We start from the raw sequence: 14670 nt of genomic DNA on the forward strand, positions 1-14670 counted from the left end.
GCCGGCCGCCGCCCGGCGTGGCGGCCAGCCCGCCGTCAGCTGCGGTTGTCGCCGAAGTCGGTGTGCATGAGCTCGGCCAGGGTTTCCAGGCCGCCGCCCACTCCGGCGGCGGCCACCGCCGCCACGACGGTGACGGCCTGCAACGCGTGGGTGGCACCCCGGCCGTTGCCGGCCGCGACGAGGCCACGGACCACCGCACGCGGCAGGATACGACGGACGTAGTCGCGTTCGACGCCCAGTTTCTGGACACGGGGCAGCAGCCGGGCCATCTGCACCTTGCCCCGGCCCTCGGCGTAGCAGCGGCGCATCAGGAACCGGAACGTGGAGCGTTCGGTGGGCACCTCGTGGTCGATCAGCGCGCCCGGCACGTACATCCAGTGCCCGCCGCCCGCGGCGCTCATCCGCAGGCACAGCTCGGTGTCCTCGGGCCGGTTGCGGTCGCCCAGTTTACCGAAGCCGGTCCGGAAGCCGCCGACGGCGGTGAAGGCGTCGCGCCGGACCATCATGCTGGCCGACCAGACGTTGCGGATCGGGGCGGTGGCCGTCGGCATGCCGGTGTAGGAGACGCCGACCGTCCACAGCAGCTCGTCGGGCATCCACCGGGGCCGTTCGCCGGACCAGGCCGGGAGGATGCCGCCGCCGGCGCCGACCACGGCCGGGTCGGCGAAGGGCGCCATGAGCCGGCCGAGCCAGTCCGGCGAGGCCACGGTGTCGTCGTCGAGGAACGCGATCAAAGGCGTGCCGGTGTGGAACGCGCCGGTGTTACGGGTGCCGGAGGCGCCCCGTGCGTAGGCGTTCTCCAGCACGGTGATGCCGGGCAGCTCGCGCCGGACGCGGCGGAACAGGGCCGGGTTGTGGTCGACCACGACGACGACCTCGGCCGGGGCGTGCCGCTGGGTGCGGGCGGATCGCACCGTGCGGACCAGGGACTGCCAGCGCCGCTCGGTGTGGGTCGGGATGACGACGCTGACGTCGCGGTGATCAGGGCTCACGGTCGGTACTCCAGAGGCAGGGGGGACGAAGCGGCGTAGGGACCGGCGACCGGCGGAAGCTGCTTCGCTTCGGCCTGGGCCGTGGCACCGGCCATGGACACCCGGCGCTTGAACGGCTGCATCGGCGAGTGGCAGACGGTGCCGGCCGCGGGCAGGGCCCCGCCGAGCAGGTAGCGGTCCACGGCCCTGGTCACACAGGTCGAGGTCCCGTAGGCGGTGTGGCCCCAGTTGTCACTGGACAGCAGGCGGCTGCCCGGCAGCAGCTTGGTGGCCGACTCGGCCTGCCGGTAGCTCGTCGCCGGGTCCCAGTAGTTGCCGACGAACAGCACCGGCGCGCCGGTGGTCCGGTTGAACGGCCCGCGGTAGGCGTCCTCGTCCCGCACGGTCCACGTATTGCCGGCGCAGGAGGCGGTGCCCCAGCCCCAGGCCCGGCCGAAGTACGGGGCGCGGACATCCTCGGCCGCGGTCAGGGCGGGCCACATGCTCGTGTCGCGGGGGTGGTCGGCGTCGGTGCAGATGACACCGCTGAACGCGTCCAGCGTGTTGTCGTACGGGAAATCGCGGGCCGGTGTGCGTACCCGGGTGAGGTGTGCACGCAGCTCGGCCCGCGCCACGGACCGCTTTTTCGCGCTCTTGCCCGCGGGTGCGGCGAGCAGGGTCTCGACCGCGGCGGCGACGGAGGTGACGAAGTCGCCGGCCTCGGCGGAGTACAGGCCGGAGAGCGTGAGGCCGATGAAGTCGGCGTAGGTCAGCCGCACCGCCTTGCCGTTCTCGTCGCGGCCCAGCAGCAGCGGCTTGGCGCGCAGGGACCGCGCAATGGCGGCGAAGTGCCGCTGAGGGTTGCCGGCAGCGAACACGCAGCGCTTCTTCCCGGCGTGGTCACACCGGGTGAGCAGGGTGCGCAACGCCCGGTAGGCGGCGTCGGCCGAGCGCAGCCGGTTGTCCTGCAGGGAGCCCTGCGCCGGGACCCCGGCCCAGGACTTCGGGTTGACGACACCGTCGAGAGCCAGAGCGCGGACGCGGTCGGGGAACATGTTCGCGTAGTACTGACCGAGCAGGGTCCCGTAGCTGAAGCCGAGGTAGGTCAGCTTCGGGTCACCGACCGCGCGGCGCAGCACGTCCATGTCGCGGGCGACCTCGGCGGTGGACATCGCCCCGGCGAGCGCGGCCCCGGTGGTGGAGCAGGCCTGCCCGACCGCGCGGGCGGCCTTGGTGTAGCTCGCCTCCTCGGCGGCGCCGTACGGGAAGAATTTGTTCAGCGGTGCCTGGGTCAGCACCTGCTCGCGGGTCGAGGGGAAGCACTTGAGGTTGTCGCTGGCGCCGATGCCGCGCGGGTCGAAGCCGACCACGTCGAAACGGTCCAGGACGCTGTCGCTGAGGAAGGCGGGGGCCATCGCGGCCATGTCGGTGCCGGAGCCGCCCGGTCCGCCGGGGTTGACGAACAGGCTGCCGATCCGCTGCGACTGCTTGCGTGCCTTCACGCGGAGCAGGGCGATCTGCACCGTCGCGCCGTCCGGCTCGTCGTAGTCGAGCGGCAGCCGGACGGTGGCGCACTGGGCGCTTCCGTAGCAGGTGTACCACTGCAGAGCCGGTGTCGGCACGCGGTCGACCCGCTCTGCCTCCATCGCGCTGGTCACGTCTGCGGTGGCGGCCTGAGCGGATCCGGCCGGCGCGACGGCGACGCCGGCGAGCAGCGCGGCGGCGAGTCCGGCGCCGAGCAGGCGAGCGGTGAACGACATGCGGAGGGCCTCCTGAAGGGCGAGCGAGCCGCCGACACAGCGCGTGATCATCGTCAGAAACGCACAGCGATCACCACACTGATTTCCGGACCAATTACCGCATCTTGCCAGAGGGTTTACCAGTGGCCGACTACACCGAGTAGTTGCCGTAACGATGACGGAGCGTCGATCATCGGTGGCCCGGGATCGCCTGTTCGGCTGAGCAGGTCACCGCACCGGAAGCTCGACCCGGCGGCCCATGCCGAACTGCGGAGCGTCGGTGTCGGTCACCATGGCGAAGGCGCCGGCGGGCACACCTTCCCGCTTCGCCACCCGGGAGGCCGCGGCCAGCAGCTTCTGCTCGCTCCCGCCGGCGATGAAGAAGATGTAGACGTCGCCGAACTCCTCGCCGTCGTCGTACTCCTCGATGCCGAGCTCGTCCTCGAGGTCGATCATGAAGTCACCGACGTCGTCGATCCATTCACCGTCAGCGGTCATCGGAATGTGGATCTCCACCAGTACAGCCATGCCGAAGATGATCCGCCACGGCTGTCGCGGCCCGGACAGGGGCCTACCGCGTCGGATCCGTGGCGGGCCGGATGCGGCCGCGCACCTCGCCGAGCCCGATGACGGCACCGTCCGGGCCGGGCGCGCTCGCACTGATCACGATCTCGTCGCCGTCCTCGAGGAAGGTGCGGGTGCTGCCGTCCGGGAGCCGCAGCGGCTCGGCGCCTCCCCAGGAGAGCTCGATGAGTGAGCCCCGCTGGTCCGGGCGTTCGCCGCTGATGGTGCCGCAGGCGTAGAGGTCGCCGGTGCGCAGCGACGCCCCGTTGGCGGTCAGGTGGGCCAGCATCTGCGCGCCGGTCCAGTACATGCCGTCGGACCTCGGGCGGGAGACGACGTGGCCGTTGAGCCGGACCTCGAGCCGGACGTCCAGTCCCCACGGCGGCGTCCGCGAGTCGTCGAGGTACGGCAGCAGCGGCACCGTCCGCGCCGGCGGTGCCACCCGGGCGGAGCCGAGCGCGGCCAGCGGTACGACCCACGGTGAGATCGAGGTGGCGAAGGACTTGCCCAGGAACGGGCCCAGCGGCACGTACTCCCAGGCCTGGATGTCGCGGGCGGACCAGTCGTTGACCAGGCAGATCCCGAAGACGTGCGCCGCGAAGGCGGTCTGCGGCACAGGCCGGCCCAAGGACGACGGGGTGCCGACGACGAAGCCCAGCTCGGCCTCGATGTCGAGGCGGCGGGACGGCCCGAAGGTGATCTCGCCGTCGGTGCCGCGGCGCTGGCCACAGGGGCGGATGATGTCGGTGCCCGAGGCGATCACCGTGCCGGCACGCCCGTGGTAGCCGATCGGCAGGTGCTTCCAGTTGGGCGTCAGCGGGTCCTGGCCGGGCCGGAACATCCGGCCGAGGTTGGTCGCGTGCTGTTCCGAGGCGTAGAAGTCGACGTAGTCGGCCACCGTGAACGGCAGGTGCATGACGGCGTCCCGCGCCGGCACGAGATGCGGGCCGAACCGCTCAGCGAAGGCGCCGTCGGCGACCCAGCCGGTCACCAGGGCGCGGACCTGCGACCAGGCGTCAGGTCCGGCGGCCAGCAGGGTGTCCAGTGACGGGCCCGCCACGGCCGGGGCCAGCGCCGGGGCGAACTGCCGCACGGCGGCGGCCAGGTCCAGGATCAGGTCGTCGATCGCCACGCCCACCCGGGCCCGGCTGTCCGCCGCCGTGCTGAACACCCCGTAGGGCAGGGTCGCGACGCCGAACGGGGTGGAGACGGTGCTCAACGCGGGTCCTCCGGGAGAAGTCCGTGCCGCAGCAGGCCGTCGACCGGCTCGGTGATGCTGCACGTGCCGAAACTGATGAAGTGCTGCCGGATCCGTCCGGCCAGGGAGTCGTCGAGGCCGGCGATCGCGGTGGCCACGCGTACGCCGTCCTGGTCGGCCAGTGCGGCGGCGACGTCGGCTCCCTGAAGGGCACGGCCGGTGGCGAGCAGCACGTTGAGATGGCCGTGGTGTTCGAAGCCCGTGTCGGGATCGCGATGCCGGACCGGGTCGTGCAGGCCCGCGGTGAGTTTGAAGGCGAGGCCGCCGCGTACGGCCGCGTCCAGGACCGCGGCCAGCTGCCGCTCGTCGGGGAAGGCGGTCGCGACCACCCCACCGGTCCGGATCTTGAGTCGCAGACCGGCCGCGGCCAGGGTGGCCACCGTCGCGGCGGTGACGTCGGCCCACGGCAGTTCGACGTAGGTGCGCACCGCCGGGGGCACGTGCCCCTCGACCGCGGTCACCAGCTCGGCGAGCCCGGCCGCGGACGCTGGCACCTCCAGCGCCACCAGGTCCACCCCGGGTTCCGCCTGCGCCCGGGTGATGGCGGCGGGAACGTCCGCACTCCCGCCGGGAAAGGTGAGGGAGACGGGCAGCGGCGGTCCGGCCGGCAGTGCCGTCGTGAGCTCCGCCCAGCGGGGCAGGGAGCAGATGAACGGGCCGAGCAGCGGCGCCATCGGCGAGGCGCGGCGCTCGCGGTGCGCCCGTACGGCGTCCGGCAAGGGCTCGTTGCCGGGCGGGAAGATGGCCGCGTCGTCGAGCAGGCCGAGGAACAGCCGGGGCGGTGCGGTCACTCTTACCTCCGTCGGGGTCGCTGCGCCGCTCCAGCTTTGGTCAACGGCCTGTGGTGCACAACGCGTCCAGCCGGGGGCGGGCAATCTGTACAGATCTGCCATCGCTGACCGGGTCCGGCTGGGCAATCTGTATAGGCCGCCGGATCCCGCCCATATCAGGATGTTAGGTGCGAACAATCACGAGTCAGCGATTTCGACTAATGCGTCATAGCCTGGCCGACGGCGCCAAAGGTAGCTGACAAAAGCTGCCGAACCAGACAGTGGCGACCGTCCATGGATGATCACTGCTAGTCAGAAGCTGTACCCGCACAGTTAGATTCGCTCTCGATCTCACCGGCACGAGCGGGGGCGCTTACCACCATGGACACGATCCGGATCGCCACAGCCATGTACCACCGGGACCTCACCTGTCAGCAGCTCGGCATCCAGCTCGACGATCTCGGGCCCGGCCGCGCACTGATGCGGATGCGGGTCACCACCACGATGACCAACGGGCACGGGACCGTCCACGGCGGATACTTGTTCCTGCTGGCCGACGCGGCGTTCGCGTACGCCAGCAACACCCACGGGCCGGTCGCGGTGGCCCAGCACGCGCAGGTCACGTTCCTGCGTCCGGCCGAGGTGCACGACGAGCTGCTCGCCGAGGCGGTCGAACGGGTGCGCGCCGGCCGCAACGGCGTGTACGACGTGACCGTGCGGCGCCCGACCGGCGAGGCCGTCGCCGAGTTCCGCGGGCACAGCGTGATGCTGAGCGGGCGTCCGGCCGTCGCACCGGGGCAGTGACCGGCGATGGCGCTGGAGCTCGCACTGCTCGGGCCGGTCGAGGCCCGTACGGACGGGGCGCGGGTCCCGCTCGCCCCGCTGGAACGCAGCGTTCTCACCCTGCTGGCGCTGGCCGAGGGCACGGTGCTGTCCACCGAGCGGCTCATCGACAGCCTCTGGGCGGTCAAGCCCCCGGCGGCACCGCGGGCCCGCGTCCAGGGATTGATCTCGTCGCTGCGACGCAAGATCGGCAGCGCGCTGGTCACCCGCGACCCGGGGTACTTCCTGGCGCTGCCCGCCGCCGCCTGTGACCTGCAGCGGTGTGAGGAGCTGGCCCGGCAGGCAGCCCGGGCGCGGCCGGCCGACGCGGCGGAGAAGCTGCGCCAGGCGCTGGCGCTGTGGCACGGCGAGCCGCTGGGCGGGGTGGCCGCACCGGGTGTCGAGGCCGACCGGGCCCGGCTGGCCGAGCTGCGGGTCTCGCTCCTGGAGGCCTGCTTCGAGGCGGAGCTGGCCCTGGGCCGGCACGCGGAACTGGTCCGCGAGATGGTGGCCGCGGTGACCGCCAACCCGTTGCGGGAGCGGCTCACCGGGCAGTTGATGACCGCGCTGTACCGCGCGAACCGGGGCGCCGAGGCGCTGCTGGCGTACCAGAGCTTGCGCGAGCGGCTCGCCGGCGAGCTGGGGAGCGACCCGTGCGCGGATCTGCGGGAGCTGCACGCGGCGATCCTGCGCGGCGAGGATCCGGCCCCGCGCCGCCCGGCCGTGGCGGGCGCGGTGCCGGTGGAGCCGGAGCCGAAGGCGCGGCCGGCGCAGATGCCGGCCGGCGTCGGGCACTTCGCGGGCCGGGAGGCCGACCTGGCCGCGCTGACCGCCGCACTGCCGGAGCCGGGCGCCGATCCCCGGGTCGTGCTCGTCTCCGGCGCCGGGGGCCTGGGCAAGACCGCGCTGGCGGTGCGCTGGGCGCACACGGTCGCGGACCGGTTCCCGGACGGGCAGATCTTCGTGGACCTGCACGGGTCGGCCCGGGATGCGACCCTGTCCCCCGGCGCGGCTGTGGGCGCGGCGCTGCTCGCGATCGGCGTCCCCGCGGAGCGCCTGCCGGCCGGGGTCGAGGAGCGGGCCGCCCTGTTCCGGACCCGGCTGTACCACCAGCGGGTGCTGCTGGTCGCCGACGACGCCGGTTGCGTGGGCGAGCTGCTGCCGCTGGTCCCGCCCACCTCGGGCAGCCTGCTGGTGGCGACCAGCCGCAGCCGGCTGACCGCGCTCACCGCGCACCACGAGGTGCGTACGGTCGCCCTGCGCCCGCTCTCCGGCGAGCTGGCCCGCGACCTGCTGTGCGCGATCGTCGGCCCGGGCCGGCTGGCCGGGCCGGGCGGCGCCGAGGTGGTGGAGCTGTGCGGTGGCTGGCCGCTGACCTTGCGCCAGGCCGGAGCCATGCTGGCCGCCCGGTCCACCCAGTCGCTCGGCTCCTTCGCCGGCGAGCTGCGCGAGCGGGCCGACACCCTGTCGGTGGCCGACGACCCGCGGACCGTCCGGGCCGCGCTGGTGCAGGCCCGCACCGGCCTGGACCCGGCCGCCGGGCGGCTGTTCGACCAGCTCGGCGCGCTCCCGGTGGGCTCGGTCAGCCTGGCGCTGGCCGCCGCGGTGGCCGGGATCTCGGTGATCCGGACCCGGCGGCTGCTGGACGAGGTGATCTCGGCCAACCTGATGGTCGAGACCGGCCCGGACCGGTACGGCTGGTACGACATGGTCCGCCGGTACGCCCGCCGCTGCGGCGCCGCCCTGAGCGACCGTGACGTGGCCGAGGAACGGGCGATCCGCTGGTACCTGTCCACGTTCGAGCGGCTCGCGGCCCAGCCGGCGCCGGACCCCGAGCTCGTCGGCGCCGAGGAGGGCGACCTGCCGGCGGTCGCCCGCTGGGTCGCGCAGCGCGGCGATCCCCAGCTCACCTGGGACTTCGTGAGCTGGGCGTACACGGTCACCCCCGCCGTGGGCGTCGAGGCGTGCGAGGCGGCGCTGGCCGCGGCGACGAACCTGGGCGACAGCCGCACGCTGGGAGCCGCGCACACCCAGCTCGGCGCCGCGCTGCTGACCGACCCGGCCCGGGCCGACGAGGCGGGCCGGCATCTGGAACGGGCCATCCAGCTGCTCGGCGTGGACCAGGGCGAGCACGTCCGGATCGCCACGTTCGCCCTGGGCAGTCTGCTGGCCCGGCAGGGCCGGCCGGCCGAGGCGGGCGCGCTGTTGGAGCGGACCCTCGATCTGCTCGACCCGGGGACCGAGCCGCTGGCCTCCACGATCGCCCTGTTCGCCCACGCCGACCTGCTGGTGCGCACCGGCTCGGCCGGCCGCGGCCAGGAACGCTTCGCCCAGGCGCTGATCATGTGCGAGGCCGCCACCGGGAGCCGGTTCAGCCGCGCCCGGCTGGTGCTGAACGCCCAGGTGGGCGTCCGGTTCCTGGCCTACCTGGACGACTGCATGCGGGCCCCGCGGGTGACCGGCCCGGACCGGCGGCTGGCGGCCCGGCTGTTCACAGGGGTACGGCGCTGACCCGGAAGTCCCGGGCCGTCGCGGCGATCGCCGCCGCCACCTCGGCCGAGGTCCGCCCGCGGAACCGGAACCGGCCGCCGACGTGCTCGTAGTACGCGTCGGCGGCCGGCAGGATCTCCCCCGGCCGCAGCACCGCCTCGGCGTACGGGCCGGGCTCGCGGTCCAGCATCGACCCGGCCCCGGTGATCCGGCACGGACGCTGCGCCGGGGCGGGCGCCAGCAGCCAGCCGGCCACCTCACCGCCCGGCTGGGCGAGCGCGGCCGGCCAGTCCCGGGGCGGACGGCCCAGCGCCAGCCGGAACGCCGCCTCCATCAGGTCGTAGCCGTGCACCTCACGCCACAGGAACGGGATCTCCGCCCCACCCGCGCGGGCACCGACCTCCAGGAACGCGCACGCGCCGGTGGCGCGGTCGACGAACAGCTCCAGGTGGAACACCACGGGCCGGTCGGACAGGGCGGCCAGGGCCCGCACCGCGTACGCGCCGACGGCCCGCACCAGGCCGGGATCGTCCTCCTCCACCGAGCCGAGCGGGGTGCCGCCGCGGAAGCCAAGACAGGTGTTCAGATACCGCGACACCCGGTACGGGCCGAGCGCCGCGCCGTCGAAGTAGCCGTCCACGTGGTGGATCGGGCGCGGGTCGAACGACTGGGCCATCAGCCGGGGCCGGCCGGTGAAGTCCACCTCGCGCAGGTCACCGGGCCCGTCCAGGCGTACGACGCCGGCGCTGGAGCTGCCCGTGCGGGGCTTGACGATCACCGGCCAGCCGTACCGGTCACCGAAGGCGCGGACGGTCGCCGCCTCCCGTACGGTCGTGAAGGCCGGCACCGCCAGGCCCGCGCCGGCCACCTGCCCGCTCATCGTCACCTTGTCCCGGTAGGGGCGCAGCTCCCCCGGTGTCCACCCGGCGCAGCCCCACTCCTGCCGCAGCTGGGCGGCGACCAGCAGATCGTCCTCCTTGAGCGCGACGATCGCGGCCGGCGGCCCGAACTCGTGGGCCAGCTGCTTGACCCGTTCCGTCACGGCGGGCAGGTCGTCGGTCGCGTCGACCAGCAGCACCGCGGCCGCGTCCGGGGGCACCGCCGACGCCCCGACCTCGGTGGCGACGTAGGTGACGGTGTGCGTGCGATGGTCGAGGTACCGGGCGTACTCGGCGTAGCGGGCCCGCCAGCGGTGGATGACCACGATGTGCGGCCGGGCCGGCATCAGTCGTCCTCCGCCAGCTCGTAGAACGCCGGGCCGTCCAGGTAGCGGAACGTGCCGAAGTCGCGGTCGACGACCTCCTCGATCGGGTGCATGAGGTTGACGATCAGCGGGGTGCTCAGGTCGTCGACGGTGCGCCGCAGCCGGCCTCCCGGGGCGACCACCGGGCGGATGTCGTAGAGGCTCTCCAGGCCCTCGATCACCCCGATCAGCGGGTACGCCTTGAGCCGCGCCTCCACGGTGGACACCGCCCAGGCGCTGACCACGTGTTTCCTGATCTCGTAGTCGGTGCCGACCCGGGCGGCGAAGCGCTGCGGGCGCACGTACGCGTCGACGATCCACTCCAGCTGGCCCTCGCCCAGCGCGGGCCGGCAGAAACCGGGCAGGTCCAGACCGGCCATCCGGGCGCCGGCTTCGACCAGGCACGGCCCCGACGGGGTCAGCTTGATCTCCAGGTGGGCGGCGCCGTAGCGGATGCCCAGCGCTTCCAGGACCGCGAACGCGTACGGCACCAGCGCCTGCTGGACCGCGCCGTGCCGGGGCAGCAGGCGCACCCCGCAGGTCAGGTCGACGATGCCGTTGACGGTGAGCTTGTCGTACTTCCAGATGTCGGTGACCTGGTGCGCGCCGTCGCAGCTGACCGTGTCCACCACGTACTCGCCGCCGGCCAGGTACTCCTGGGCGACGACGGCCTCGTTGCGACGGGAGAAGATGTTCTCGCTGCCCAGGATCTTGCGGTACGCGGCGACCGACTCCCGTGGCGTGGCGCAGAAGTGCACCCCGTCGCCGGCCGCACTGCGGATCGGTTTCACCACGATCCGGCCGCCCTGGGCCTCGTGCCAGGCGGCCAGCTGCTCCGCGTTCTCCACGAGCAGCTGCCCGGTGGCCCGCAGGCCGGCGGCCCGCAACGTCTCGATCTGCACGTACTTGTCGCGGCGGGCGACGCTCAGCGCGGTGCCGTTGCCGGGAAGGCCGAGCTCGGCGGCGAGCAGGTCGGCGAACTCCACGCCGATCTCGCCCCCGGCCACCACGGCCACGGGGTCGTGCCCGCGGACCGCCGCGAGCGTGGCAGCCAGGTCGCCGGTGTGCACGATGTTCGCCGCGTACGGGGACAGGTCGAACGCGCCCTGGTACACCAGCGGCGGTTCCGGCGTGCTCTGCACCCGGACCACCTGGTAGCCGGCCTGGTGGAACACCGGCGCGAGGCGCCGGGTCGGGGCGTACGCATCGACCATCACGACGGTTCGGGAAGCGCTCATCGCCCCACCGTGGCCGGGGGCGCTGCAGATTCGCTACAGATCCGCTGCGCAGCGGATCCATGGTGGATCTGAAGCGGCGCCCGTCAGGCTTCGGCCCATGTTGCAGCGCATGTGCTGGATCTTCCCGGACCGAGAATCGACCCGGACCGCGGCGCAGTGGAACGCCGCGTTCTGGCGCACCTATCAGGAGGTGGCCAAGGAACTGGGCCTGAGCTGGGAGCGGACCGCGCCGGAGGCGGTGACGGTGGACGCCCTGGACCCCCGCAGCCCCAAGGTGTACGTCGACGGGATCCTGGTGACCCCGCGGGACACCCTTTTCGTCACCTCGCCGTACACGCTGCCGTACCAGGCCGCCGACGCGTTCAACCAGTTCACCCTCTACGCCGTGCTGGAGCAGGCCGGCTTCTACCTGCCGCACCCGAGCTGGCTGGCCGCGCTCGGCAACGACAAGCTGGCCACCCTGCTGTTCCTCAAGGACTCGCCGATCCCGCCGGTGCCGACCGTGCGCATCGGCTCCGGCCGCGACCTGCTGTACGACGAGTTCCTGCCCGCGGTCGAGAACCTGCCGTACCCGGCCATCGTCAAGCCGTCCGGCTGGGCCGCCTCGCGCGGCATCAACATGGCTCACGACGCCCACGACGTCCGGGGACTGCTCAGCCTCGCCCAGGGCGGTGACACCACGCTGGTGTTCCAGCCGTACCTGGGCCGGGCCACCACCGACTACCGCATCCACATGGTCGACGGGAAGCCGCACACCACGCTGGTGCGCATCCCCGGCGACGGTGCCCGCTACCCGCAGTACAGCACCGGGGCGCGGCTGCACTACGCGCCGCTGCCGGATGAGCTGGCCGCGGCGGTCGACTACTTCGCGAAGAAGTTGCCGATGCCGTACTTCTGCGTGGATTTCCTGCACGACGGCGAACGGTTCTGGCTGTCCGAGGTGGAACCGGACGGCGCCATCATGTGCCCCGACTCCCGCGACCCCGAGGTCGTCGCGCAGAACCGGGCGATCGTCCGGGACCGGTTCCTGGCGTACCGGGACGGGCACGCGCGACTGCACGGAGGTGCGCTGTGACCACCGAATTCTTCTCCGCCGCCCCGCTGGCGGTGGCCACCGTCGCCGACACCCTGGCCAAGCTGCGCTCGGTGCCGGCCCTGGCCGCCCGGTACGCCGACATCGTCGCCCTGGACAGCCTCGAGGACCTGGTCCACGTGCCGGTCATGCGCAAGGACGACCTGAACGTGGCACTGGAACACCTCAAGCCCAAGGCGCAGCACGGCGCCACCTGGACGTTCCAGAGCGGCGGCAGCACCGGCTCGCCCAAGCTGGGCTACGCCCCCACCGGGCTGTACATGGCCGAGGTGTACGAGCAGTGGAAGCCGCTGGGCCCGGACGACCTGTTCGTCAACGGCTGGGGCGCCGGCAAGCTGTGGGGCGCGCACTACCTGATGAACTCCTACGCCGACCTGACCGGCTGCACCGGGATCGGGCTGGGCGCGATCAACCGCACCGAGTACGACGTCTGGCTGGAGTTCTTCGCCGACCGTGGGGTCACCTCCATCGGTGGCACGCCCAGCGTCCTGCGCCCGATCATCGGCCGGGCCCGCGAGCTCGGGATCAAGCTGGCCGACCTGCGTACCGTGCTCTGGCTCGGCGAGGCCTGGAACCCCGGCCTGGACGAGGACCTGCCGGTGGTCGCGCCGCAGGCGCGCCGCTGGGGCCTGTTCGGCAGCACCGAGACCTGGGTCGCCGGCACCAACACCCCGCAGTGCGCCGACGACACCTGGCACCCGCTGCCGTCGCAGCTCGTGCACATCGGCGCCGACCAGCTGATCGACTTCACCTCGCTCAAGCCGCACGGCCTCAACCCGGTGCTGCGCTACCAGACCGGCGACGCCGGCGAGTGGGTCACCTGCACCTGCGGGGTGCCCGGCCGGGCGCTGCGGGTGCTGGGCCGCCGCGACGGCGAGGTGAAGTTCCGCGGCCTGCTGCTCAACGCGGATGCCCTGCTGCGCGAGGTCGCCGGCGTGCCCGGCGTCTCGCAGAGCCAGGTGGTCATCACCGAGTATCCGGCCCGCGGCAGTACGTGCGAGGTGCTGGTGGTGCCGGCCCGGGGCACGCCGGACGGGCTCGCCGGCCGGGTCCGCGACCACATCCTCGGCTCGGCCTTCGGCGGCCCGAGCACCGCCTTCCAGCGCGACCCCGAAGCCCTGGCGGTCACCGTCACCGACGCGCTGATCCACAACGAGCGCACCGGCAAGGTGTCCCCGCTGGTCCAGCGGCAGGCGACATGAGCTCACCGGCCGTCGCACCGGCCCGCGAGGACCCCGCCCGCGGGCTCGGGCGCGAATTCAACCTGCTGTGGCTCGGGCAGTCGGTCAGCAACGTCGGCGACCGGATCAACGTCTTCGTGGTGCCGACCGTGATGATCCTGCTGCTGCACGCCTCGGCGTTCCAGGTGGGCCTGGTCGGCATGGCCCAGTACCTGGCCATCCCGTTGCTCAGCCTGGCCGCCGGCGTGCTGGTGGACCGCTGGGACCTGCGCCGCACGCTGATCTGGTGCGACCTGATCCGCATGCTGGCCATCACCGCCATCCCGGTCGCCTACTGGCTCGGCGTGCTGTCCGTGCCGCTGGTCTTCGTGGTCGTGGTGCTGGCCAACGCGGCGTCGGTCTTCTTCAACATCGGCTACGTCGCCACCATCGCGGCGATCGTCCCGGCCGAGGGCCGGGTGCGGGCGTACTCGCGGCTGGAGGGCAGCCGCAGCGTCGCCGAGGTGGTGGGACCGGCGCTGGCCAGCGTGCTGTACCGCCTGCTCGGCGTGGCCTCGCTGCTGGTCGACGCGGTCACCTTCCTGATCTCCGCCGCCGGCGTGCGGGCGATGCGGCCGTACGGGGTACGCACGCAGCAGCACGAGCCGATGTGGACGCGGCTGGTCGCCGGCGTACGCCTCAACTGGCACGACCCGGTCCTGCGCGGCACCATCCTGGGCACCACGCTGCTCAACCTGGGCGGCCCGATCTTCGTGACCGTGCTGCCGATCCTGGCGTACCGGGGACTGCACCTGTCCGTGTCCACGCTGGGCACGGTGATGTCGGTGGCCGCGGTCGCCGCCGTCGCCGGTGCGCTGCTGGCCCAGCGGGTCAGCCGGCTGATCGGCGCCGACCGGCTGATGCCCTGGTCGGTGTTCCTGCACTGCCTGGCCGGCCTGGGCATCCTGGCCGCACCGGCGCTGCCCCCGGCGCTCGTGCTCGGCGTGACGCTGAGCTTCTACGGGCTGTTCATGGTCTGGTACAACGTCAGCACCGCGGCGGTCCGCCAGGCCCGGGTCGGCCCGGCCGACCAGGCCGTCTCGCACGCCGCGTTCCGCACGATCACCTGGGGTGTCATCCCGTTCGCGGCGCTGCTCGGCGGGGTGCTGGTCGAACTGCTCACCCCGCGGGTGGGCGTCCTGGACGCGGCCCGGATCGCCATGGTCGGCGGCACCTTGATCGGGGTCCTGTTCGCCTGGATCCCCCTGGCCCCCACCCACGCCCGGCTGGCCCGGGAAAGCGCGGCGGCGGGTGCCGGATGA

The 14670-nt window shown here is 73.1% G+C and carries 12 protein-coding genes; 5 read left to right on the forward strand and 7 right to left on the reverse strand.

The window, feature by feature from the left end:
• Window positions 1-35: 35 nt before the first annotated feature.
• From ACZ6S4_RS15550 to ACZ6S4_RS15570, 5 genes are all read right to left on the reverse strand, one after another.
• Window positions 36-992: a glycosyltransferase family 2 protein gene (locus ACZ6S4_RS15550; protein ID WP_465475577.1), complete on the reverse strand. Its 957-nt coding sequence runs from the start codon at window positions 990-992 to the stop codon at window positions 36-38.
• A complete protein-coding gene (locus tag ACZ6S4_RS15555) occupies window positions 989-2731 on the reverse strand; it encodes an alpha/beta hydrolase (RefSeq protein WP_465475578.1) in 1743 nt (580 codons plus the stop codon). The genes ACZ6S4_RS15550 and ACZ6S4_RS15555 overlap by 4 nt, the downstream gene beginning before the upstream one ends.
• A 207-nt stretch (window positions 2732-2938) precedes the next feature.
• Complete coding sequence (locus ACZ6S4_RS15560) at window positions 2939-3238, reverse strand: hypothetical protein (protein WP_465475579.1); 300 nt, start codon at window positions 3236-3238, stop codon at window positions 2939-2941.
• A 43-nt stretch (window positions 3239-3281) separates the two neighbouring features.
• Window positions 3282-4493: a fumarylacetoacetase gene (fahA, locus tag ACZ6S4_RS15565; RefSeq protein WP_465475580.1), complete on the reverse strand. Its 1212-nt coding sequence runs from the start codon at window positions 4491-4493 to the stop codon at window positions 3282-3284.
• Window positions 4490-5323 carry a hypothetical protein gene (locus tag ACZ6S4_RS15570; RefSeq protein ID WP_465475581.1) on the reverse strand — a complete coding sequence of 278 codons (834 nt, stop codon included), beginning with the start codon at window positions 5321-5323 and terminating at the stop codon, window positions 4490-4492. The genes fahA and ACZ6S4_RS15570 overlap by 4 nt, the downstream gene beginning before the upstream one ends.
• A gap of 360 nt (window positions 5324-5683) precedes the next feature.
• Here ACZ6S4_RS15570 and paaI point away from each other — a divergent pair, with 360 nt between their 5' ends.
• Together paaI and ACZ6S4_RS15580 are read left to right on the forward strand one after the other, a co-directional pair.
• Window positions 5684-6106, forward strand: coding sequence for a hydroxyphenylacetyl-CoA thioesterase PaaI (gene paaI / locus ACZ6S4_RS15575; protein ID WP_465475582.1), 423 nt, complete (start codon window positions 5684-5686; stop codon window positions 6104-6106).
• Between the two features lie 6 nt (window positions 6107-6112).
• On the forward strand, window positions 6113-8635 hold the full coding sequence (locus tag ACZ6S4_RS15580; protein WP_465475583.1) for an AfsR/SARP family transcriptional regulator: 2523 nt from the start codon (window positions 6113-6115) through the stop codon (window positions 8633-8635).
• On the opposite strand, the gene ACZ6S4_RS15585 is transcribed toward ACZ6S4_RS15580, so the two are convergent.
• Complete coding sequence (locus tag ACZ6S4_RS15585) at window positions 8616-9839, reverse strand: ATP-grasp domain-containing protein (RefSeq protein ID WP_465475584.1); 1224 nt, start codon at window positions 9837-9839, stop codon at window positions 8616-8618. The two genes, ACZ6S4_RS15580 and ACZ6S4_RS15585, sit on opposite strands and share 20 nt — an antisense overlap.
• Window positions 9839-11095 carry an ATP-grasp domain-containing protein gene (locus ACZ6S4_RS15590; RefSeq protein WP_465475585.1) on the reverse strand — a complete coding sequence of 419 codons (1257 nt, stop codon included), beginning with the start codon at window positions 11093-11095 and terminating at the stop codon, window positions 9839-9841. Before ACZ6S4_RS15590 ends, ACZ6S4_RS15585 begins: the two co-directional genes overlap by 1 nt.
• Before the next feature lie 97 nt (window positions 11096-11192).
• Between ACZ6S4_RS15590 and ACZ6S4_RS15595 the strand changes: the two genes are divergently transcribed.
• Genes ACZ6S4_RS15595 through ACZ6S4_RS15605 form a run of 3 tightly spaced genes read left to right on the forward strand, consistent with a single transcriptional unit; the run spans window position 11193 to window position 14670 of the window.
• Window positions 11193-12170, forward strand: a complete 978-nt coding sequence (locus tag ACZ6S4_RS15595; protein WP_465475586.1) for an ATP-grasp domain-containing protein — start codon at window positions 11193-11195, stop codon at window positions 12168-12170.
• Window positions 12167-13390: an AMP-binding protein gene (locus ACZ6S4_RS15600; RefSeq protein ID WP_465475587.1), complete on the forward strand. Its 1224-nt coding sequence runs from the start codon at window positions 12167-12169 to the stop codon at window positions 13388-13390. Before ACZ6S4_RS15595 ends, ACZ6S4_RS15600 begins: the two co-directional genes overlap by 4 nt.
• Window positions 13387-14670, forward strand: a complete 1284-nt coding sequence (locus ACZ6S4_RS15605; protein WP_465475588.1) for an MFS transporter — start codon at window positions 13387-13389, stop codon at window positions 14668-14670. Before ACZ6S4_RS15600 ends, ACZ6S4_RS15605 begins: the two co-directional genes overlap by 4 nt.

It is taken from the genome of Actinoplanes sp. NPDC051405 (assembly GCF_055586185.1).

Coding starts and splice junctions, on each gene's coding strand:
- ACZ6S4_RS15560 (WP_465475579.1), bottom strand. CDS start 3,238: ATGGCTGTACTGGTGGAGATCCACATTCCGATGACCGCTGACGGTGAA.
- ACZ6S4_RS15555 (WP_465475578.1), bottom strand. CDS start 2,731: ATGTCGTTCACCGCTCGCCTGCTCGGCGCCGGACTCGCCGCCGCGCTG.
- ACZ6S4_RS15595 (WP_465475586.1), top strand. CDS start 11,193: ATGTTGCAGCGCATGTGCTGGATCTTCCCGGACCGAGAATCGACCCGG.
- ACZ6S4_RS15590 (WP_465475585.1), bottom strand. CDS start 11,095: ATGAGCGCTTCCCGAACCGTCGTGATGGTCGATGCGTACGCCCCGACC.
- ACZ6S4_RS15585 (WP_465475584.1), bottom strand. CDS start 9,839: ATGCCGGCCCGGCCGCACATCGTGGTCATCCACCGCTGGCGGGCCCGC.
- paaI (WP_465475582.1), top strand. CDS start 5,684: ATGGACACGATCCGGATCGCCACAGCCATGTACCACCGGGACCTCACC.
- ACZ6S4_RS15580 (WP_465475583.1), top strand. CDS start 6,113: ATGGCGCTGGAGCTCGCACTGCTCGGGCCGGTCGAGGCCCGTACGGAC.
- ACZ6S4_RS15605 (WP_465475588.1), top strand. CDS start 13,387: ATGAGCTCACCGGCCGTCGCACCGGCCCGCGAGGACCCCGCCCGCGGG.